20 protein-coding genes are annotated in these 19,421 nt (G+C 74.3%); 10 read left to right on the top strand and 10 right to left on the bottom strand.

Annotation, left to right across the window (positions count from 1 at the left end; all coding sequences use genetic code 11):
* Positions 1 to 19: 19 nt before the first annotated feature.
* The gene (locus BIV28_RS18105; protein WP_076263915.1) at positions 20 to 778 is read right to left on the bottom strand and encodes a polysaccharide deacetylase family protein; all 759 of its coding nucleotides are present in this window, start codon (positions 776 to 778) and stop codon (positions 20 to 22) included.
* Positions 779 to 934: 156 nt separating this feature from the next.
* On the opposite strand from BIV28_RS18105, the gene BIV28_RS18100 reads away from it, so the two are divergent.
* The 3 genes from BIV28_RS18100 (at position 935) to BIV28_RS18090 (ending at position 4,408) form a co-directional block, all read left to right on the top strand.
* Positions 935 to 1,528, top strand: a complete 594-nt coding sequence (locus BIV28_RS18100) for a winged helix-turn-helix domain-containing protein (protein WP_076263914.1) — start codon at positions 935 to 937, stop codon at positions 1,526 to 1,528.
* Positions 1,525 to 2,868, top strand: coding sequence for an MFS transporter (locus BIV28_RS18095; protein WP_076263913.1), 1,344 nt, complete (start codon positions 1,525 to 1,527; stop codon positions 2,866 to 2,868). The genes BIV28_RS18100 and BIV28_RS18095 overlap by 4 nt, the downstream gene beginning before the upstream one ends.
* Before the next feature lie 76 nt (positions 2,869 to 2,944).
* Positions 2,945 to 4,408, top strand: a complete 1,464-nt coding sequence (locus BIV28_RS18090) for a carboxylesterase/lipase family protein (RefSeq protein ID WP_076263912.1) — start codon at positions 2,945 to 2,947, stop codon at positions 4,406 to 4,408.
* A 32-nt stretch (positions 4,409 to 4,440) separates the two neighbouring features.
* Here BIV28_RS18090 and BIV28_RS18085 read toward each other — a convergent pair whose 3' ends face one another.
* From BIV28_RS18085 to BIV28_RS18075, 3 genes are read right to left on the bottom strand one after another with little or no spacing between them, the layout of a single operon-like run.
* Positions 4,441 to 5,223 (bottom strand): MerR family transcriptional regulator, encoded by a 783-nt coding sequence (locus tag BIV28_RS18085; RefSeq protein ID WP_076263911.1) that lies wholly within the window; start codon positions 5,221 to 5,223, stop codon positions 4,441 to 4,443.
* Between the two features lie 56 nt (positions 5,224 to 5,279).
* Positions 5,280 to 6,077 carry an ABC transporter permease gene (locus BIV28_RS18080; RefSeq protein WP_076263910.1) on the bottom strand — a complete coding sequence of 266 codons (798 nt, stop codon included), beginning with the start codon at positions 6,075 to 6,077 and terminating at the stop codon, positions 5,280 to 5,282.
* Complete coding sequence (locus BIV28_RS18075) at positions 6,074 to 6,925, bottom strand: ABC transporter ATP-binding protein (RefSeq protein ID WP_083707483.1); 852 nt, start codon at positions 6,923 to 6,925, stop codon at positions 6,074 to 6,076. Before BIV28_RS18075 ends, BIV28_RS18080 begins: the two co-directional genes overlap by 4 nt.
* A gap of 142 nt (positions 6,926 to 7,067) precedes the next feature.
* Here BIV28_RS18075 and BIV28_RS18070 point away from each other — a divergent pair, with 142 nt between their 5' ends.
* The gene (locus BIV28_RS18070; protein WP_207556086.1) at positions 7,068 to 7,736 is read left to right on the top strand and encodes a TVP38/TMEM64 family protein; all 669 of its coding nucleotides are present in this window, start codon (positions 7,068 to 7,070) and stop codon (positions 7,734 to 7,736) included.
* Positions 7,737 to 7,768: 32 nt separating this feature from the next.
* On the opposite strand, the gene BIV28_RS18065 is transcribed toward BIV28_RS18070, so the two are convergent.
* Positions 7,769 to 8,809, bottom strand: a complete 1,041-nt coding sequence (locus BIV28_RS18065) for an NAD(P)-dependent alcohol dehydrogenase (protein ID WP_076263908.1) — start codon at positions 8,807 to 8,809, stop codon at positions 7,769 to 7,771.
* Positions 8,810 to 8,893: 84 nt separating this feature from the next.
* Here BIV28_RS18065 and BIV28_RS18060 point away from each other — a divergent pair, with 84 nt between their 5' ends.
* Positions 8,894 to 9,535, top strand: a complete 642-nt coding sequence (locus tag BIV28_RS18060; protein ID WP_076263907.1) for a TetR/AcrR family transcriptional regulator — start codon at positions 8,894 to 8,896, stop codon at positions 9,533 to 9,535.
* Positions 9,536 to 9,547: 12 nt separating this feature from the next.
* On the opposite strand, the gene BIV28_RS18055 is transcribed toward BIV28_RS18060, so the two are convergent.
* Positions 9,548 to 10,447, bottom strand: coding sequence for a hypothetical protein (locus BIV28_RS18055; RefSeq protein WP_207556085.1), 900 nt, complete (start codon positions 10,445 to 10,447; stop codon positions 9,548 to 9,550).
* Positions 10,448 to 10,503: 56 nt separating this feature from the next.
* Positions 10,504 to 11,274, bottom strand: a complete 771-nt coding sequence (locus BIV28_RS18050) for a RibD family protein (protein ID WP_076263905.1) — start codon at positions 11,272 to 11,274, stop codon at positions 10,504 to 10,506.
* Between the two features lie 189 nt (positions 11,275 to 11,463).
* Here BIV28_RS18050 and BIV28_RS18045 point away from each other — a divergent pair, with 189 nt between their 5' ends.
* Positions 11,464 to 12,387: a hypothetical protein gene (locus BIV28_RS18045; RefSeq protein WP_076263904.1), complete on the top strand. Its 924-nt coding sequence runs from the start codon at positions 11,464 to 11,466 to the stop codon at positions 12,385 to 12,387.
* Here the strand turns inward: BIV28_RS18045 and BIV28_RS20345 are convergent.
* The gene (locus tag BIV28_RS20345; protein WP_076263903.1) at positions 12,335 to 13,132 is read right to left on the bottom strand and encodes an HNH endonuclease family protein; all 798 of its coding nucleotides are present in this window, start codon (positions 13,130 to 13,132) and stop codon (positions 12,335 to 12,337) included. The genes BIV28_RS18045 and BIV28_RS20345 overlap by 53 nt on opposite strands.
* A 235-nt stretch (positions 13,133 to 13,367) precedes the next feature.
* Between BIV28_RS20345 and BIV28_RS18035 the strand changes: the two genes are divergently transcribed.
* The gene (locus BIV28_RS18035) at positions 13,368 to 13,961 is read left to right on the top strand and encodes a mycothiol transferase (RefSeq protein ID WP_076263902.1); all 594 of its coding nucleotides are present in this window, start codon (positions 13,368 to 13,370) and stop codon (positions 13,959 to 13,961) included.
* A gap of 16 nt (positions 13,962 to 13,977) precedes the next feature.
* Here the strand turns inward: BIV28_RS18035 and BIV28_RS18030 are convergent, their stop codons facing one another.
* Positions 13,978 to 14,931, bottom strand: a complete 954-nt coding sequence (locus BIV28_RS18030; RefSeq protein ID WP_076263901.1) for a helix-turn-helix transcriptional regulator — start codon at positions 14,929 to 14,931, stop codon at positions 13,978 to 13,980.
* Positions 14,932 to 15,004: 73 nt separating this feature from the next.
* Between BIV28_RS18030 and BIV28_RS18025 the strand changes: the two genes are divergently transcribed.
* On the top strand, positions 15,005 to 15,436 hold the full coding sequence (locus tag BIV28_RS18025) for a GNAT family N-acetyltransferase (RefSeq protein ID WP_207556084.1): 432 nt from the start codon (positions 15,005 to 15,007) through the stop codon (positions 15,434 to 15,436).
* Positions 15,437 to 15,545: 109 nt separating this feature from the next.
* Positions 15,546 to 16,883: a C1 family peptidase gene (locus BIV28_RS18020; protein WP_076263899.1), complete on the top strand. Its 1,338-nt coding sequence runs from the start codon at positions 15,546 to 15,548 to the stop codon at positions 16,881 to 16,883.
* A gap of 401 nt (positions 16,884 to 17,284) precedes the next feature.
* Here the strand turns inward: BIV28_RS18020 and BIV28_RS18015 are convergent, their stop codons facing one another.
* Complete coding sequence (locus BIV28_RS18015; RefSeq protein ID WP_076263898.1) at positions 17,285 to 18,394, bottom strand: alpha/beta hydrolase family protein; 1,110 nt, start codon at positions 18,392 to 18,394, stop codon at positions 17,285 to 17,287.
* 85 nt (positions 18,395 to 18,479) lie between these two features.
* Here BIV28_RS18015 and BIV28_RS18010 point away from each other — a divergent pair, with 85 nt between their 5' ends.
* Positions 18,480 to 19,409 (top strand): amidohydrolase family protein, encoded by a 930-nt coding sequence (locus BIV28_RS18010; RefSeq protein ID WP_076263897.1) that lies wholly within the window; start codon positions 18,480 to 18,482, stop codon positions 19,407 to 19,409.
* Positions 19,410 to 19,421 lie beyond the last annotated feature (12 nt).

The raw sequence follows: 19,421 nt of genomic DNA, 5'->3' as shown, positions 1-19,421 counted from the left end.
GTGGCCGGTCGACCCCGCCTCAGACCTCGAAGACGTCGCCGAGGTGCACCGGCTGCAGGTGCCGGGCGCGGATGATCTCGACGAGCTGGCCGTACACCTTCGTGACCGACCGGTGGTTGGCGTGCCCGATGACGATGTGGCCCGGCAGCAGCCAGTCCTTCGCGTTGGCCACGATCGTGCGCGGCGACACGACCGTGGAGTCCCCGAGGTCCCCGAGCCACATCGTCACCACGGGGTAGCCGAGGTCGGCCAGCTGGGCGTCGAGGGCCCGGTCGTGGGCGCCGTAGGGCGGACGCATGAAGGGGCGCCCGAGCGTGCCGTACGTGTTCTGCAGGAACGCCTCGTTGCGCCGGACCTGGCGGGCCACGCGCGTCGCGGACAGGTGGAGCAGGTTGGGGTGCGACCACGTGTGGTTGGCGAGGAAGATCTGGTTGTCGTCGTGGAGCGGACGCAGCAGGTCGGCGTGGGTGGTCCAGCCGGCGTTGACGCCGTTGCAGAAGAAGGTGAGGCGCAGGCCGGTGTCGCGGGCCAGCGTCGCGTACCCCTCGATGACGGCCGAGCTGGTGCCGTCGTCGACCGTCAGCGCGACGGTGCGCTCCTTGCCGGGCAGCTCGAAGAGGGTCCCGTGCGGCAGTGGGACCTTCCGCAGCCCGGTCGGCGCGGTGAACCGGGCCACCGTCGGGGACGGGCGCGCGTCCGGTGCCGGCTCGGCGCCGCAGCCCGCGAGCCCCGCGGCGACGGCGGCGGCGAGGGAGGCGAGGAACGTGCGGCGGTCCATCTCCTCGACGGTACGAGCGGTCCTCGGGCCCCGACCGCGACGCGCCGGGCCTGCTTCCGACGTCGACGGACATTGGCGGGACAAGCCCGGACAACCCCGGCGAACAGATTGCAAAGAAGTCTTTGCAAATAGATCTTTGCGTTCTAGACTTGCCCCATGAGCGAACCGTTCGTGACCCCGGGCCCCGAGGCCCTGCGCGCGCTCGCGCACCCCGTCCGCCTCCGGATGCTCGGCATGCTGCGCGTCGACGGCCCCGACACCGCGTCCGGCCTCGGCCGCCGCCTCGACCTCAACACCGGCGCGACGTCCTACCACCTGCGCCAGCTGGCTCGGCACGGCTTCATCGAGGAGGACGCCGAGCGCGGCAACGGCCGCGAGCGGTGGTGGCGCGCGGTGCACGCCTCGACGCGCACGCCGCGCGACGAGGCCGGCGTCGAGCCCGCCGACCTCGACGCCCGCGACGCCTACCTGCAGGCCGTCGCGACGACGCACACCGAGCTGCTCGGGCGGGCGGTCGCCCAGCAGCGACGGCTGCCGCAGGCATGGCGGGAGGCGGCCACCTTCAGCGACTGGGTCCTGCGCCTCACCCCGGCCCGCGCCGCGGAGCTGCGCGAGGCGATGGTCGGGCTGCTGACGGAGTTCGCCGAGGACGCTCCGGACACCCCCGACGCCCTGCCCTGGACGGTCAACGTGAACGCCTACCTCAACCCCGACGCCGGGGACGACCTCCTGAGAGGAGACGCGCGATGACCCGCACGCCGCTCTATGGGCTGCTCACCGCCGAGGCGATCTCGCTCGTCGGCACCCGGATCTCGATGATCGCCCTGCCGTGGTTCGTGCTCACGACCACGGGCTCGCTGACCCAGACCGGCCTCGTCGCGGCGGTCGAGCTGGCGCCGCTCGTGCTCTTCAAGGTCCTCGGTGGCCCGTTCGTCGACCGGCTCGGCGCGCGGCGCATCGCCGTCTGGTGCGACGCCGGCTCGGCCCTGACCGTCGCGGCGATCCCGACGCTGCACCTGGCGGGCCGCCTCGACCTGCCGCTCCTGCTCGTGCTCGTCGGGCTGGCAGGCGCCCTGCGCGGGCCGGGCGACGGCGCCAAGAGCGCCATGGTCCCGGGCGTCGCGTCGGTCGCCGCCGTCCCGCTCGAGCGGGTCACCGGGCTGCACGGCGCGATCGAGCGGACGGCCTCGATGGCCGGGGCCGCCCTCGCCGGGGTGCTCGTCGGCGTCCTCGGCGCCGTCGGTGCGCTCTTCGTCGACGCCGCGTCGTTCGCGGTCTGCGCGGCCGTCGTCCTCGCGACGACCGGTGCCCTGCGGCCGACGGTCGACGCGTCGGCAGCCGCCGAGGGGCCGTCGGCCTCCGGGGTGTCGGCCTACGACCCGTCGTCGGCGGGCGCCTCGAGCGGGCGGGCGGCGACGTACGTGCGGCAGCTGCGCGAGGGCTGGCAGTTCCTGCGCCGCGACCCGGTGCTCGTCGCGCTCAGCGCCATGGTCGCCACGACCAACCTGCTCGACATCGCGTGGACCTCGGTGCTCATGCCGGCGTGGGGGCAGCAGAGCGGTTCGGGGGCCGTCGGCATCGGCACGCTCCTCGCGGGCATGTCGGCGGCCTCGGTCCTCAGCGCGCTGCTGGCCGCCCGGTACGCCGCACGGCTGCCGCGCTACCGCACCTACCTCGTCGGGTTCCTCGTCGCCGGGCTGCCGCGCTTCGTCGTCCTCGCGCTCGGCGCGCCGCTGTGGGTCTGCCTGCTCGTGTTCGCCGCGTCCGGGTTCGCCTCGGGGTTCCTCAATCCGATCCTCGGCGCCGTCGTCTTCGAGCGGATCCCGCCGCACCTGACCGGCCGGGTGTCCTCGCTCAACTCGGCCCTGTGCTGGTCGCTCATGCCTCTGGGCGGCGTGCTCGGCGGGCTGCTCGCGAGCGGGCTCGGCCTCGAGGCCGCGCTGTGGGTCGTCGGCGGCGCCTACCTCGCGGCGTCGCTCAGCCCGCTGCTGTTCCGCTCGTTCCGCGGCTTCGACACCCGGCCGGCCCCCGCGGTCCGACCCGCCGACGCGGCACCCGTCGGCGGTGCGGCGCCGGCTGCCGTCGGCTGAGGTCCTGCCCGGTGGGCGTCGGGCGGCTCGGGAAAAGGGCTCGTCCCACCCCTGCGGCGCCCGCCATCATCGTGGGGTGGGCGTCGAGGTCGAGGTGCCGGGCGGCGTCGTGCGCGGCCGGCACGAGGCGGGCGTCGCGGTGTTCCGCGGCATCCCCTTCGCGAGCCTGCCCGTGCGGTTCGGCGAGCCTCGGCCGGTGCGGGGCTGGACCGGCGTCCGCGACGCGTCGGCCTTCGGGCCCGCGCCACCGCAGTCCGGCCTCGCCGCGCCGGCGGGTGCGGGTCCGCACCCGGGCCCGGGCGGTGACGCCGCGTCCACCGACCCGGGATGGCTGACCGCCAACGTCTGGTCGCCCGACCTCGCCGGCCGGCTCCCGGTCATGGTGTGGATCCAGGGCGGCGCCTACGTCTTCGGCACGTCCGGCCTGCCCGAGTTCGACGGCTCCGTGCTCGCCCGCCACGGCGTCGTCGTCGTGACCTTCAACTACCGCGTCGGGCTCGAGGGGTTCGGCCTCGTCGAGGGCACCCCGGCCAACCGGGGGCTGCTCGACCAGGTGGCGGCGCTCGAGTGGGTGCGCGAGGTCGCCGGCGCCTTCGGTGGCGACCCGGCCCGGGTCACGCTCTTCGGACAGTCCGCCGGGGGTGGCTCTGTCGCAGCGCTCCTCGCGATGCCGCGGGCGCAGGGGCTCTTCCGGCGCGCCATCGCCCAGAGCGTGCCCGGCACGTTCTTCACCCCGGCGCTCGCGGCCGACGTCACGCGGGTGTGCGCCGACGAGCTCGGCGTCGCGCCCGCCGACCTGCCGACCGTCGACCCCGACCTGCTGCCGGTCGCCGTGGACGCCGTGCTGGAGCAGGTTGGCCGCCACGTCGACCGCTGGGGCCGGGCCGCCCACGCGCGGGTGCCGATCGCGCCGGTCGTCGACGGCGACGTCCTGCCGGCGACGCCGTGGGAGGGCCTGACCGGGCGAGTCCCCTTGCTGGTCGGCCACACCCGCGACGAGCAGCGGCTGCTGTCCCTGCTCACCGGCGTGCTCGGACAGGTCACACCCGAACAGGCCGCCGAGACCGCGGAGGCCTTCGCACCCGACCCGCAGGCCTACCGCGACCGCTTCCCCGACCCCGAGCGGCTCTACGAGGTGGTCCGGTCCGACTGGCTCTTCCGGATGCCCTCGATGCTGCTCGCACGGGCCCAGCTGTCCGCCGCCGGCGCCGCCCACGTGTACGAGCTGACGTGGCCCGCACCGGGCATGGGCGGCGTCCTCGGCGCCTGCCACGGCCTCGACGTGCCGCTCGTCTTCGGCACCCTCACGGCGGGGCAGCCGGCGATGCTCATCGGCGAACCCGGACCCGAGGCCGAGTCGCTGTCGGCGCAGCTGCGCCGCGCGTGGGTCGCGTTCGCGACGACCGGCGACCCCGGATGGCCCACCTTCGACGCGGGTGCGACCCGGGTGTTCGACGTCGAGCCCCGCGTCGTCGACTACCCCGAGCGGGCCTCCCTCGAGCAGTGGACCGGCTATCCGGACGTCCTCGACCTCGCCTGAGCGACAAGGCCGCCCACGCGTCGGTGACGTGGTCAGTGCACGGGCTCCTTGCGCCGGATGTCGGTCCAGCCGGTCCAGCCGCGCTCCTCGAGCAGCTCGAGCAGGCGGCCGGCGCACGCGAAGGACTCGAGGAACGTCGTGTCGAGCAGCTCGATGAGGTCGGGGCTGATGGAGTAGTCCTCCTCGGCGCGACCGGCCTCGACGGCCTCCGCGGACGCGGCCTCGATGAAGGCCGCCACGCGGTCGGCGAGCGCCGGCAGCCGCGGGTCGTCGGGGCCGGCGTCGACGAGGTCGCCGATGTCGAGGTAGAGGCGTCGGAGCACGGGGTGCTCCAGCTGGGTGTGCTTGATCTCCATGAGCGCCGACACCTGGTCGGGCACCTGCGCGGCGATGAGGATCCAGCTGTCACGCTCGACCTCGATGAGCCGTTCGGGGAACCCGAGCTCACGCATCCGCTCGACGTAGGCGACCGCCGGCGGGGGCAGCGCCAGGCTCTCCCCGGCGGCGAGCTGGGCGATCCGCTCGCGGTGCCGCTGCCGCTCGCGGATCTCGGCCCGGAGGCGGCGGTCGATCTGCTCGACCGCCGCCGCGAACTCGACCGCGTCCGCGTCGAGCAGCTGGCTGACCCGCGAGAGCGGCACCCCGGCGTCGGCGAGCGTGCGGATCCGGACCAGCTCGACCACGGCCGCGGCGTCGTAGCGCCGGTAGCCGGAGTGGTCGCGCTCGGGCTCGGGCAGCAGCCCCTTGGCGTGGTAGTGCCGGACCGTGCGCACGGTGACCCCGGCGTACGCGGCCAGCTGGCTGATCGTCAGCATGTGCTCATTCTTCCCGGTCGGGTGGTGGGTGGCGGGTTCGGACGCGCGGTGCCGGGTCAGCCGACCTTGCGCCGGTAGGTGCGCATCGCGAGGGCGTAGGCCACGACGAGGAGGCCGACGCACCACCCGACAGCGACCCAGCCGGTGCTGCCGACGGGCTGGCCCGCGAACAGGTTGCGGATGGTGTCGACGATCGAGGTGACCGGCTGGTGCTCGGCGAACCACTGCACCGGGCCCGGCATCCCCTCGGTCGGCACGAACGCCGAGCTGACGAAGGGCAGGAAGATCAGAGGGTAGGAGAACCCGCTGACGCCGTCGACCGACTTCGCGGTGAGGCCGGGGATGACGGCCAGCCACGTCAGCGCCAGCGTGAACAGCACGAGGATGCCGATGACGAGCAGCCAGGCGCCGAGACCCGCACCGGTGCGGAACCCCATGAGGAAGGCGACCGCCATGACGAGGGCGAGCGACACGAGGTTGGCGACGACCGAGGTGAGCACGTGCCCCCAGAGCAGCGCCGACCGGGCGATCGGCATCGACTGGAACCGCTCGACGATGCCGGTGGAGACGTCGGTGAAGAGGCGGAAGGCCGTGTAGGCGATCCCCGACGCGACGGTGATGAGCAGGATGCCCGGCAGCAGGTAGTTCACGTAGCTCGCGCCGCCGACGTCGATGGCCCCGCCGAAGACGTAGACGAAGAGCAGGAGCATCGCGATCGGGGTGATCGCGGTCGTGATGATGGTGTCGGGGCTGCGCAGCACGTGGCGCAGCGACCGCTTGGTGAGCACGGCGGTGTCGCTGAACGTGTCGCCCAGCGTGTGGGGCGCGGCGGGGGCGGCGGCGTGGGTGGTCATCGGTGGGCTCCCTGGTTGTCGTGGCTGTCGGAGGTGTGGGGGGTGGCGGGGGTGTGGGAGCTGGCGGATGTGTCGTCGCCGGCCTGCTCGGTGCGGCCCGGGCCGACGATCGCGAGGAAGATCTCCTCGAGCGTGGGCTGCTTCTCGACGTACTCGACGGTGGCCGGCGGCAGGAGGGCCTTGAGCTCGGCGAGGGTCCCCTCGGCGATGATCCGGCCGTCGTGCAGGATCGCGATGCGGTCGGCGAGCTGCTCGGCCTCGTCGAGGTACTGGGTCGTCAGGAGCACCGTGGTGCCGCGGCCGGCCAGCTCGCGGACGGTCTTCCAGACCTCGATCCGCGACTGGGGGTCCAGGCCCGTCGTCGGCTCGTCGAGGAAGAGCACGGCCGGCTCGCCGATGAGGCTCATCGCGATGTCGAGGCGGCGCCGCATGCCACCGGAGTAGGTGCCGACGCGTCGGGCCCCGGCCTCGGTGAGGTCGAAGCGCGTCAGGAGCGCATCGGCGACGGCGCCCGGGTCGGCGATGCGGCGCAGCTCGGCGACGAGGACGAGGTTCTCGCGGCCGGTGAGGACCTCGTCGACGGCGGCGAACTGGCCGGTCAGGCTGATCGCCGAGCGGACCTCGTGCGGCTCGGTGGTGACGTCGTGGCCGTGGACGGTGACGGTCCCGGAGTCGGGCCGCAGGAGCGTCGACAGGATCCGGACCATGGTGGTCTTGCCGGCGCCGTTGGAGCCGAGCAAGGCGTAGATCGTGCCGGCGGGGACGCTGAGGTCGACGCCCTTCAGCACGGCGTTTTCGTCGTAGGACTGCCTGAGCCCGACGATCTCGATGGCGGTGTTCGTGGTCATGGGACGAGCGTCCAACCCTGACGCTGCGTCAAGGTCAAGCCCCATTTCGCACGAGTTTTTCGAGGGCTCGGACGCGCCGGCCGGCGACCGGTTGTCGAGGCCGTTTTGGCGCGACCGGGGGCGGGGTCCCATGCTGGTGCGCGTGACGGTGGACGACTCGGTGCATGCGGCGGCGGCGTGGCTGCACGCCGTGCTGCTGTCGCTCGGGCCGTCCTCGCCCGTGGCCTTCGGCGCCGCGTTCCTCGCGGTCTTCGTCGGCGCGACGATGCTCGGGGTGCCCCGGACGGTCCTGACCGTCCTCGCCGGTTCGGCGTTCGGCCCGTGGTCCGGCTCCGGGCTGGCGTGGGTGGCCGCGGTCCTCGCGTCGGTGGGCAGCTACGAGGTGGCCCGCCTCGTCGCGCGGTCCCGCCGGCCCGGCGGGCGCCTCGACCGGGTCGTCGGTCGCGCCGAGGGCGCCGTGTCGCGGGCCGCGGGAGAGCAGTCGGCCGGTGCCCGGGCGGGCCGGCTCGCCGGCATGGTGTCGCTGCGGCTCGTGCCGGTGCTGCCCTTCGGGATCGTCAACTACGGCAGCGGCGCCCTGGCCGTGCCGCGCGCCTCGTTCGTCGTGGGCAGCGCCCTCGGACTGGCACCCGGGGCCGTGCTCTACGCCGCCGTCGGTGGCGGGCTCGGTGCTCCGGGCTGGGTCCCGGCGGTTCTCGCCGCCCTCGCGACGACGGCGCTCGCCGCCCTCGGGCTCGCCGGGTGGCGGTCGCGACGGTCCGAACCGCGCCCCGACGCACGCAACGACGCACGCCCCGAGCCGGTGGCCTGACCCACGGCCCGACGCGCGGGCCGGCCCCGTGCTCAGGGCCGGACGGCGACCTTGCCGCGCAGCGTGCCGCGCTCCATGGCCTCGAGGGCGTCGGCGACCCCGTCGAGGCCGACGACGCGGTCGAGCACCGGGCGGATCGCGCCGGTCTCGACGAGCGCGCCGAGTCGCGCCGACAGCTCGCCCGACTGCCGCGTGACGAACCACGACAGGTGCTGGCGGGAGAACGGGTCGAGGGCGCTGACGGCCAGGTTGCGGTGCAGGCCGCCGAGCCACCGACCGCCGCCCTCGCCGCCGACGATGACGAGGGCCCCGGTCGGCGTCAGGGCGCGGCGCAGCTCGCGCACCGGGCGGTTGCCCGCGATGTCGATGATCGCGTCGAAGGGCCCGTCGAGGTCGGCGACCGGCGTGGTGCGGTAGTCGGCGACGTGCCGGGCGCCGAGGTCGCGGACGAGGTCGGCCTTGGCCGCGCTGCACACCGCCGTCACCTCGGCGCCGAGGTGCGCCGCCACCTGGACGGCGAAGCTGCCGACCCCGCCGGACGCGCCGAGGACGAGGACGCGCTGACCCGCCTCGACGCGCGCGTACCGCTGCACGGCCTCGAGCGCGGTGCCACCGGAGATGCTCAGCGTGGCGGCCTGGACGTCGTCGACGCCGGCCGGCGTCGGGGCCAGCTGGTCGGCGCGTGCCACGGCGTACTCCGCGAAGGCGCCCGGGGCGGTGCCGAAGACGCGGTCGCCGATCGCCGGCCCGGTGACGCCGGGCCCGAGCGCGACGACCTCGCCCGCCAGCTCGAGGCCGAGGACCGGCTGGCGCGGCCGCCGCAGGCCGAAGGCTGCGCGGGCGGCGTACGGCGTGCCGGTGAGCAGGTGCAGCGCGCCGCGGTCGAGGCCGGCCGCCCGGACCGCGACGAGCACCTCGCCGGGCCCCGGGTCGCGACGGTCGACGTGCTCGACGCGGACCTGGTCGACGCCGCCGTACGAGCGGCGGGTCACGGCCCGCACCCGGGTCGGGGCGGGCTGGGTGGCGGCCGAGGCCGAGGGCGGGTTTGCGGGGGTCGGGGTCGAGGGGTTCATGGCCGTTCGCTCACTCTCTTACGTCGTAAGGTTTGAGCTGACGCTAGCATTACGCCGTAAGGCAGACAACCCCCAGGAGAGCCGATGCCCCCGCGCAAGCTGACCCGCGAGGGCGTCCTCGACGCCGCCGTCGCCATGGCCGACGCCGAAGGGCTCGGGCGGCTGACGATGCGTCGCCTCGCCGGCGAGCTCGGCGTCGAGGCGATGTCGCTCTACCACCACGTCGCGAACAAGGACGCGCTCCTCGACGGCATGGTCGACCGGGTCTACGACGAGGTCGTGCTGCCCGACCCGTCGGGGGACTGGCGTGCCGAGCTGCGGCGTCGCTCGCTGTCCGTGCGCGAGGTGCTCTCACGCCACCCGTGGGCCCTGCCGCTCATGGAGTCACGGCGTGCGCCCGGGCCCGCCACCCTCGCCTACCACGACGCCAACATCGCGTGCCTGCGCGCGGCGGGGTTCACGCCCGAGCACGTGGCCCACGCCTACGCCGTCGTCGACGCCTTCGTGTACGGCTTCGTCCTGCAGGAGACGACCCTGCCCTTCGACTCCGGCCCGGAGGCCGCCGACTTCGTCAGCGCGGGTCCGCTCGCCGAGCTCATCGGCGCGCACCCCAACATGGCGTGGTTCGCCGAGCACGTCGTCCTCGCACCGGGCTACACCTTCGCGCGCGAGTTCGAGCCTGGCCTCGACCTCGTCCTCGACGGGATCGCGGCCCTCCTGCCCTGACCGGGTGCTGCGTCAGGGCCGGGCGGCGTCGCGGATGCGCTGGCGCAGCTCGCGCAGGGAGGCCGCCGCCTCCGGCGTGGTGCGGACCGGGTCGGTGAGCCAGCCCACGAGGGAGTGGTCATCGAGCGTGACCCCGGCGAGGGCGTCCGCCGTGGCAGCAGCCAGCAAGGCCCCGGTGCGCGGCACCGGCAGGTCCGCACCGAGCAGGTCGTCGGCCCAGGCGTCGGCCCGGTCGAGCAGCTCGTCGTCGACGTGCGCCCGGCGTGCCCCGGCCACCGCGTCGCGAGCCGCCGGCAGCGCGCCGACCGCGGCTTCTCCGGCGACCGCCCCCACCTCGGTGACGAGCTCGTCGAGGTGCAGCTCCATGAGCCACGAGGGCATGCCGCGACCCGCGAGCACGCCGGAGAGCCAGAGCACCTGGCGCGTCGCGCGGTCGGCGCCGAGCGGTGCGAGCGAGATGAGCCACGCGGAGTCGCTGCTCGCGAAGCGGGATCCACGCTCGCCGTAGCGGATCCGGTAGTAGGGCATGACGTCGAACGAGCGCTGCCCCGCCCGTACCGCGGCCCGCAGGAGCATCGCGTCGGTCGTCATGCGGTACGTGCCCGCGTCGGGGTTGATGACGCCGGCGTCGACCGACTGCCCCGAGGCGCGCCGCGCCAGCCCGGCGAGCACGTGCTGCTCGGCCTCGGCGACGAGCGTGGCCACGGCCTCGGCATCCGAACCCGGCACCGGGCGACCCTCGAGCGCGTCGCGCAGCGTCTGCTCGTCGGTCGAACCCGTGGCGACGACGAGCCTCTCGACGCCGACGACCGCCGCGACGAGGGCGGGGTCCTCGAGCGATCCGGACGCCGCGCGGTCGGTCTGGGCGAGCAGGAGCTGTCGCGCCTCCGTGGCGCGCTCGGCGTCGGTCATGCCCGGCATTGTGCCGCCCCCGGCCGGCCCGGGTCACCGCGGGTGCGGGAGGTGGGTCAGGAAGGGTCCACGGCGTACCGCGCCCACGTGCTGCCCCCGGCGCCGGTGACGACACCGAGCGGCCGCACGCGCGTCGGCTCGCCGCCCGGGGACAGTGGCGGGCCGTCGACGAAGGACGGCGTGCCGAGGCCCCCGACGAGGGCCGGGAACGTCACCACGTGCAGCTCGTCGACGAGCCCGGCCCGCAGCAGCGCCCCGTTGAGGCCGCCGCCGCCGTCGGAGACGACGCAGGTCGCGCCCAGCGTGTCGCCGAGCCGCTGCAGCGCCATGGCGAGGTCGACGCGCTCGTCGCCGACGACGAGGTAGCCGACGCCGACCTCGCGCAGCCGCGCGAGGTAGCCGGGCGGCGTCGACCGGCAGACGAGCACGAGCAGGGCCGTCGTGTCGTCGCCGAAGTAGGTCCAGTCGACGCGGCCTCGGGCGTCGACGACGACGAACCAGCGCGGGGCCCGGCGGGGGAGGTGGTCGGCGGGTAGGTCGTCGTCGGGCGCGGAACCTGCTGGGGCATAGGCGGACTCGACCTCGTCCGCGACGAACGTGCCGCTCCCCTCGAGCGTGACCGTGGGGGCGTGGTGCTCCTCGATCCAGGCGCGACGCTGCTCGTGGAGGTCGTCGACGTCGCCGGGCCACGCCGCGCGCCAGCGGTCGAAGACGCCCTTCTCGAGGAGTCGCTCGGCCCGCGACGGGGTGATCCGGCCGTCGAGGCTCGCCGTCGTCGTGACGACGACGCGCGGTCGCCCTGGCCCACCGCTGCGTGGTTCGTCCATCCCGCGACGGTAGGCGGACGGTCCGACAGCGGTCCCGACCGAGAGGTCTCCGGCCCTGCCGTGTGAGGCCGCCGACACGACGGAGCCACCCGGTCCCGGCCGGCCTAGCGTGGAAGGAGAGGCGTGCGCGGAGCCCGCCGGCAGGGCGTCGCCCGAGCGCAGGCCTCGTCGCCGAGGAGGTCGGTCGTCATGGGTGCCCAGCGCGTCGCCGGTGGGGTCGAGGACAGGACCCGGAGCGCCGGGGCGGCACCCGGAGACCGGGTCGCCCTGCTGCACGAGGGGCCGCGGCTCACGGCCGCCAGGGTGCTCTCGCTCGTGGTCCTGGGCCTGATGCTCGTCCAGTCGCTCCTCGGCCTGCGCGTGCCGGGGCTCTACCCCGAGCAGCCGTGGGCCATCGCCGCGCTGCGCGGCAACGACCTCGTGACGCTCCTGGTCGTCGTACCTGCCCTCGCGATCTCCTTGTACCGCAGCACGACCCGCGTTTCGTCGGCATCGGTCACCGTGTGGCTGGGGCTGTTGTTCTACGGCGTCTACAACTACGCCTACTACGCCTTCGGTGCTGCGTTCAGCGACGTCTTCCTCCTGCACGTGGCCGCCTTCTCGCTGTCGACGTACGCGCTGGTCCTTCTCGGGTCGAGCCTCGGCGTCGACGCGCTCGCGGCGGGGATCCGCACGGGCCCGGCCGCGCGGGTCGTCGCGGCGTTCACGACGCTGCTCGGTGCCGGGCTGGTCGTCGCCTGGGGGACGTTCTCGGTCCGGTTCGCCGTGACCGGCCTGCTGCCTGACGACGTCATGCCGCCGCAGGCGGTCCACCTCGTCTACGCCCTCGACCTCGGCGTGCTCGCCCCGGCCTTCCTCGTCTCGGGCGTCCTGCTCTGGCTCCGCCGACCGTGGGGCGCGGTGCTCGCAGCGGCGGCCAACGTGTCTGCGGCGGCCTACCTGCTCGTGCTCGAGGTGGGCAGCGGCTTCCAGTCGGACGCCGGGATCGGCTCGGCCACGTGGGCCTCTGTGCCCGCGATCGGCGGAACCGTCCTCTGCCTGCTCGCCGCGGTCACGCTGCTCACCGGCAGGACGCGAGCAGGCGTGCCGTCTGCGCCTTCTCGGCCCCGGTGACCCACAGGTGGTAGCGGGCCTTCACCGCCACCTGCCGGGCCACGTAGGTGCAGCGGAACGCGCGGTTGGGCGGCAGCCACGACGCCGCGTCCGAGTCGCGCTTGGCGCTGTTGGTCGGTCCGTCGACGGCGAGAAGGTTGAGCGGGTCGTTGGCGAGGGCGGTGCGCTGGGCCGGCGTCAGCTGCTGGGCGCCCTTGACCCACGCGTCACCGAGCGCGACGACGTGGTCGATCTGCACCTTCGACGACGTCGACGCCCCGCGCTCGAAGGCGATGACGCGTCCGGTGTAGGGGTCGGCGAGCCGGCCCGAGAGCACGACGCAGCCGTGCGTCCCGGGCTTGAGGCGCTCGTCGGTGAGGTCGCGGCGCAGCACGTCGTTGCGGGTGTCGCAGCCGTTGTGGCCGCCCGCGACGTCGACGTCGTCGGTCCACGAGGGGCCGAAGCGGTCACGCGCGTAGCCCGTCTTCGGGGCGCGGCCCTTGACCGGCAGCCGGTCGAGCTGGGCGAGGGCGGCGCGGGCCTGGGCCGGCGTCGTCAGTGCCGTGCTCGTGCGCGTCGAGTCCGCCGCGCCGGGGGTGCCCACGGTGCTCGACGCCGACCCCGGGACCGTGCCGTCGATGGTCGTCGACGCGTGCGGCTGCGCTCCGGGGGAGGTCGCCGTGAGGGCTGGGAACCCACAGCCGGCCAGGAGCGCCGTCAGGGCCGAGGCGGCGAAGGCGTGGGAGAGGCGAGTAGGGCGAGGCACGATGGGCCACCCTGCCACACAGTCGAATCCGCACCCGCGTGCCTCGCCGCCCCAGGTGCGTCCATCTCGTCGACCGCTCTGCACTGCTCCACCTGGTGAGCCGATCGGGCGTCCCCCGGCCAGCGGAGTGCTTGGCTCGTGTGGCGGAGCAATGCAGAGCGCGTGGCGGGTGACCGGCCCGGGCTGGGCGGGCTGCGGACGTCGTTCGTCCGGAACCGGTCCTAACGTCGGGGACATGACGACCTACACACCGCCCACCGAGCGGCCCTGGGAGCCGCCCTTCGCCGGCACCGACCTCGAGCACCTCCTCGGCGCCCTCGACCGGATGCGCACGACGTTCCGCTGGAAGGCCGACGGCCTCGACCATGCCGGGCTGCAGCAGCGCGTCGGCGCCTCCACGCTGACCATCGGCGGCCTGCTCAAGCACATGGCGGCGAACGAGGACTTCAAGTCGCTCGTCCGGCTCCACGGCGCACCGCTCGACCCCGTGTGGGACGGCAACGGCTGGGAGGCCGACGACGACTGGGAGTTCACCTCGGCGGCCGACGACACCCCGGACCGCCTCTACGACCTCTACGACGGCGCCGTCGCACGCTCGCGGCAGCGGTTCGCCACGACCATCGAGGAGGGCGGGCTCGATGCTGCGGCCCACGCCACCGGCCCGGACGGCGGGCCGGTCAGCATCCGGCGCATCCTGCTCGACCTGCTCGAGGAGTACGGCCGCCACACCGGGCACGTCGACCTGCTGCGCGAGGCCGTCGACGGCCGGACGGGCGAGGACCCGCCGGACGGCTGGGCGCCCGAGTCCGGCAGCTACGCCTTCCACTGACCGGTCGAGGTCGCGCTCAGTCGGCGGCGTCGAGGAAGCGCCGGCCGAGCGCCCGCACCGCCTCCCGCAGCTCGGGACAGTCCGTGACGTGGAACGGCGCGGGTAGCCGGGCCAGCTGCTCGGCGTACCAGAACGGGTTGCCGGTCGACCCGGTGAGCCGGGTGCGGTCGGCGTCGATGGCCTCGAGCCGGCCGAGGCCGCGGGGCATCGCGGCCCTGACCTTCTCTACCGGTGCGTCGACGACGACCTCGGCGGCGTACTCCCAGCCGACCGCGAGGTGCTCCTCGAGCATCGCGACCGGCTCGAGGTCAGCAGGCGGGGTGAACGGCTCGTGCAGCACCTCGACGCGTCGGACGCGGTCGACGCGGAACGTGCGCACCTCGCCGCCGGGGCGTCGGCGGCACAGCACGTACCAGCGTCCGTGCCGGACGACGACGGCCCACGGCTCGACGTCCATGTCCCACTCCGACCCGGCCTCGGACCGGTAGGACAGCCGCACGCAGAGACGGTCCGCGCAGGCACCGACGAGGGTGCTCGTCGTACCCGGGTCGGGACGCACGGCGGCGCGGTCGGGGGCCGGGGCCGTCGTGCGACGCACCGCCTCGGCCTGACGGGCCACCGGCTCGGGCAGCGCCCGCACGATCTTGCCGAGGGCGCTGCCGACCGGGTCGGTCGGGTCGCCGGCCTCGTGGTGCCCGTCGAGCACGGCCATGACGAGGCCGAGGGCCTCGGGGGCGCTGAAGACGAGCGGGGGCAGGCGCAGGCCACGCCCGACGCGGTAGCCGCCGTAGGGCCCGCGCTCGGACTCGATGGGGATGCCGGCCTCGCGGAGGATGCCGATGTAGCGCCGCGCCGCCCGCTCGGACACCCCGAGCTTGTCGGCGAGCCGGTCGGCGGAGATGCCGGGGCTGCCCTGGACCAGCTCGAGGGTGAGCAGGGCCCGCGAGGTCGGGCTCGTCTCGTCGCGCACGTCGTCCTCCGATCCGGACGGAAGCCGTCCGGAAGGAGCGTAGCGCCGGGCGCCGACGCGCTAGCCTGCGCCGATGACCAGGAGCGTGCGCGGCCTCGACCGACCGGGCGACGACGACCTGCTCCAGGCCCTGCTCGAGACCGACCCCGGGTACGCCGAGCGGGTCACCGGCTACCCGCCCGGGCCCAGCGACGGGTACTCGACGCTGACCGTGGTCCCGCCCGACTTCGACCCCGCCGACAAGCACGTCCTCGGGCTCTTCGACGGCGAGCGGCTCGTCGCCGCGGCCGACGTGCTGCACGGCTATCCCGGGACGGGCACCGCGTTCGTCGGCCTGCTCATCGTCGACGGCACGCTCCGCCTCGCGGTCGTCGACACGAACGCGGAGGTGGCCGCGCCGTTCTGGGAGCGCCTCGGCTACCGGCCCACCGGCGAGACCAGGCCGTGGGCCTACGACACGCTCGAGTCCACGTCCCGGCTCTGGGAGCGCCCGCTCGACGGCTGAGGTGCGCGAGGCTGCCGGCGACCGGCAGCCGTGGTCGGCTCCCGCCCGTGGACGCCTCGGCCGGGCGTAGTGTCGAACGCACCGCACCCAGCCTTCCGAAGGAGCCCGCATGCCCCGTGACCTCGCCCCTGACGTCCTCGAGCGGTTCGCCAAGGCCTTCGACGCCGACCCGACCGCGCGGCTGCTGCAGAACGCCGTGACGAAGACGCAGGTCGACGACGTCGCCCTCGACCGGCGCGTCGTGACGAGCATCGACCACTCCGTGTCGCACCTGCTCGACGACTGGAGCGCCACCTCGCAGGAGAAGAGCGGGCGCTGCTGGCTCTTCGCCGGCACCAACCTGCTGCGCGCCGGCGCCGCCAAGAAGCTCGGCGTCAAGGACTTCGAGTTCTCCCAGAACCACCTGCTCTTCTTCGACAAGCTCGAGAAGGCCAACCACTGGCTCGAGTCGATCCTCGCCACGGCCGACCGCGACGTCGACGACCGCACGGTCGCACACCTGCTCGCGACGCCGAGCGAGGACGGCGGGCAGTGGAACATGTTCGTCGCGCTCGTCCTCAAGCACGGCCTCGTGCCGAAGAACGCGATGCCCGAGACGGCGTCGTCGAGCAACACCCGGCAGCTGAACCGCGACCTCGCCACGGTGCTGCGCCAGGCCGCGCGCGACCTGCGGGCCCGCGCCGCCTCCGGGGCCACCGCCGAGGAGCTCGCCGAGGCCAAGGAGGACGTGCTCGGCACCGTGCACCGGCTCCTCGCCATCCACCTCGGCACGCCGCCCGAGTCGTTCCTCTGGCAGTGGAAGGACTCCGACAAGGGCTTCCACCGCGAGGGCACCATGACTCCGCTCGAGTTCGCCGAGGCCTACGTCACCGTGCCGCTCGGCGACTACGTGTGCATCGTCAACGACCCCCGTCCGGCCAACCCGTACGGCCGCACGTACACCGTCGAGCACCTCGGCAACGTCGTCGGGGCGCCGCCGGTCACCTACCTCAACGTCGAGACCGACCTCATGAAGCGCCTGGCGTCCGAGGCGATCGTCGGAGGCGAGCCGGTGTGGTTCGGCTGCGACACCGGCCAGATGAGCAACGCCGACCTCGGCCTGTGGGACGCCGGCCTCTATGACCGTGCGGCCGTCTACGGCACGACGCCCGACCTCGGCAAGGCCGACCGGCTCCTGCACCACGAGTCGCTGATGACCCACGCGATGCTCTTCACCGGCGTCGACCTCGTCGACGACGTGCCGCGACGCTGGCGCGTCGAGAACAGCTGGGGCACCGAGAAGGGCGACAAGGGCTTCATGACGATGAACGACAACTGGTTCGGCGAGCACGTCTTCGAGATCGCGGTGCGCCGCGACGCCCTGCCCGAGGACCTGCGCGCGGCCCTCGACGCCGAGCCGGTCGTCCTGCCCGCGTGGGACCCGATGGGGGCGCTCGCCGGCTCATGACACGGGCGGACCGCCGGTGTTCGCCACACACGTCACACGCGCCACACGAACCACAGCAGAAACACCGGCGTCGGTGAATCGCACTGTCCCACTGGCGAATTCGTCGTGGAATGGCGGCGATCCGCGAACTTTGTCCGATCTTGCAGGACTCTTGCAGAAATTCTGAGCGGTTCCCCGGGTGCGGCTTGCGGTTCGTCCGTGAAAGTAGAGGTCAACGGGGAGGGAACGAACCGGGTGCCGACCGGGTGGGATCGGCGCCAGGGGGGACATCGTTCCGGCTCCTGGGGGTGGGGGAATGTGAACGGGGTGGGTTCCGCAGGGGGATGCGGACCCACCCCGTACTCATGTCCGGCACTCATGTCCGCCGCCGCTGCGCACCCTCGGCCGGCGAGCGTGCCGCCTCAGCGCAGGTGCGCGTCGAGGAAGGCCGTCGTCCGCCGGATAGACAGCGGCCACTGCGACGTGAACGTGTGCCGCTGGCCCGGGTAGACGAAGTACGTCACGTCCTTGCCGTCGGCCCTGAGCGCTCGGACCGTCGCGGCCGACCAGGCGATGGGACAGTCCTCGTCGGCGGTCCCGTGGTGGATGAGCAGCGGCTCGGTGATCCGCGCGAAGGAGGTGCGCGGGCTCGTCGTCGCCCACCGCGCGGGCTCCGCCTCGGGCGTGCCCAGACGGGCGATGACCCGGCGGGCCACCCCGGACCGGTCCGCGTCGCGGCGCACCCACCGGTCGAAGTTGTCGACGGTGTCCGAGCTGACCGGCGAGTAGGCGACCGCGGCCCGGAAGAGCCCCGGCCGCACGACGAGCGCCGAGTACACGACCCCGCCGCCCATCGATCGGCCGACGAGCGCGATGCGGTCGGGGTCGACGACCTGTGCCTTCTTCAGCGCCAGGGCCGCGTTGATCGCGTCGGCGGTGTAGCCGGCCCGCAGGTCGGCGTCGTTGGTGGGGTCGCGGTCGGACTGGGCGTGGTTGCGGTAGTCGATGTGCAGCGTGACGTAGCCCTGCCGGGCCAGGAAGTCCCGCTCGCGCAGCATCGTCTCGCCGTTGGTGTACTCGGCCGGGTCGACGTAGCCGTGCGCGAGGACGATCGCCGGGAACGGGCCCGTGCCGCGCGGGATGTTGATGCGTCCGCTGATCGTCAGGCCGTTGCTCTCGTACGTCGCGTAGTACTGGCGGTAGGCGTCGGTGCTGCCGCGCTCGCGGCCGAGGCGCAGGTTGCCGCCCTCGTACCGGGAGGCGATCTGCGCCGGGACCGACGCCGGGTCCGGTGGCGTCGCGGGTCGGGACGGCGTCGGCGTGGACCCGGAGGACGCGCCGGACCCGGCGGACGTCGACGCCGCGGCGCTCGCGCTGGGGGCGGCGCTCGTCGACGCGGAGGCGGCCGGACGTGACGAGCCGGGGCCGGTGGCGGGAGGAGGCGCCGCACCGCTGCAGGCGGACAGGGCGAGGGCGGCCGCGAGGAGGCCGGACGCCAGGGTCGTGGCGGGGGCGGCGCGTCGGGCTCTCATCCACCGAGTCTCACCCGGCGCCCAGCGGATTCCCAGCATCGTGACCGACCCGAGACGTCCGCGGGCGTCGCATAGCCTGCGAACCGTGACCTCCCAGCGCACGACGCCCGGTCCGACCACCGACGCTGACGTGCCCGGCTACGTCGCGTCGCTCGGGCTGCCGGGCCTGGCCGACGTGCACGTCCACTTCCTGCCCGAGGCCATGCAGCGCAAGGTCTGGGACTACTTCGACGGCGCCGAGGACCACTACGGCCGGTCCTGGCCGATCACGTACCGGGCCGGCGTGCCGGACCGCCTCGCGACGCTCCGGGCCCTCGGCCTGCGCGCCGTGCCGGCCCTCAGCTACGCGCACCGGCCCGGCATGGCCCAGTGGCTCAACGACTGGAGCGCGGCCTTCGCGGCGCGGGTCCCCGAGGTCGTGCACTGCGCGACGTTCTACCCCGAGCCCGGGGTCGGCGGCTACGTCGGCGAGGCGCTCGCCGCGGGGGCGCGCCTGTTCAAGCTGCACGTGCAGGTCGGCGGGTTCGCGCCCGACGACGAACGGCTCACGCCGGCCTGGGCCGCCCTCGAGCAGGCCCGCGTACCGGTCGTCGTGCACGCCGGGTCGGCGCCGATCCGAGGCCGCCACACCGGTCCCGACGGCATGGCCGCGGTGCTCGCGCGACACCCCGACCTCGTCCTCGTCGTCGCGCACCTCGGGATGCCGGAGTACGACGCGTTCGCCGACCTCGCCGAGGGCCACCCGCACGTGCACCTCGACACGACGATGTGTGCCACCGACTTCACCGAGGCGTTCGCGCCGCTGCCGCCCGGCTACCGCGACCGGCTCGCCGACCTCGGCGACCGCGTCGTGCTCGGCTCCGACTTCCCGAGCATCCCGTACCCGTACGCCCACCAGCTCGAGGCGCTCGCCCGTCTCGACCTCGGCGACGCGTGGATGCGGAAGGTGCTGTGGCGCAACGGGGCCCGGCTCTTGGGCCTGGACCTCGATACCGGCGAGCGGCTCCCGGACTGACGCGGGAGGGCT

The sequence above is a fragment of the Intrasporangium flavum genome (assembly GCF_001956915.1).
In the GTDB taxonomy this organism is placed as follows: domain Bacteria; phylum Actinomycetota; class Actinomycetes; order Actinomycetales; family Dermatophilaceae; genus Monashia; species Monashia flava.
Note: the sequence above shows the minus strand (reverse complement) of the source record. Positions and strands in the feature narration are given on the sequence as shown.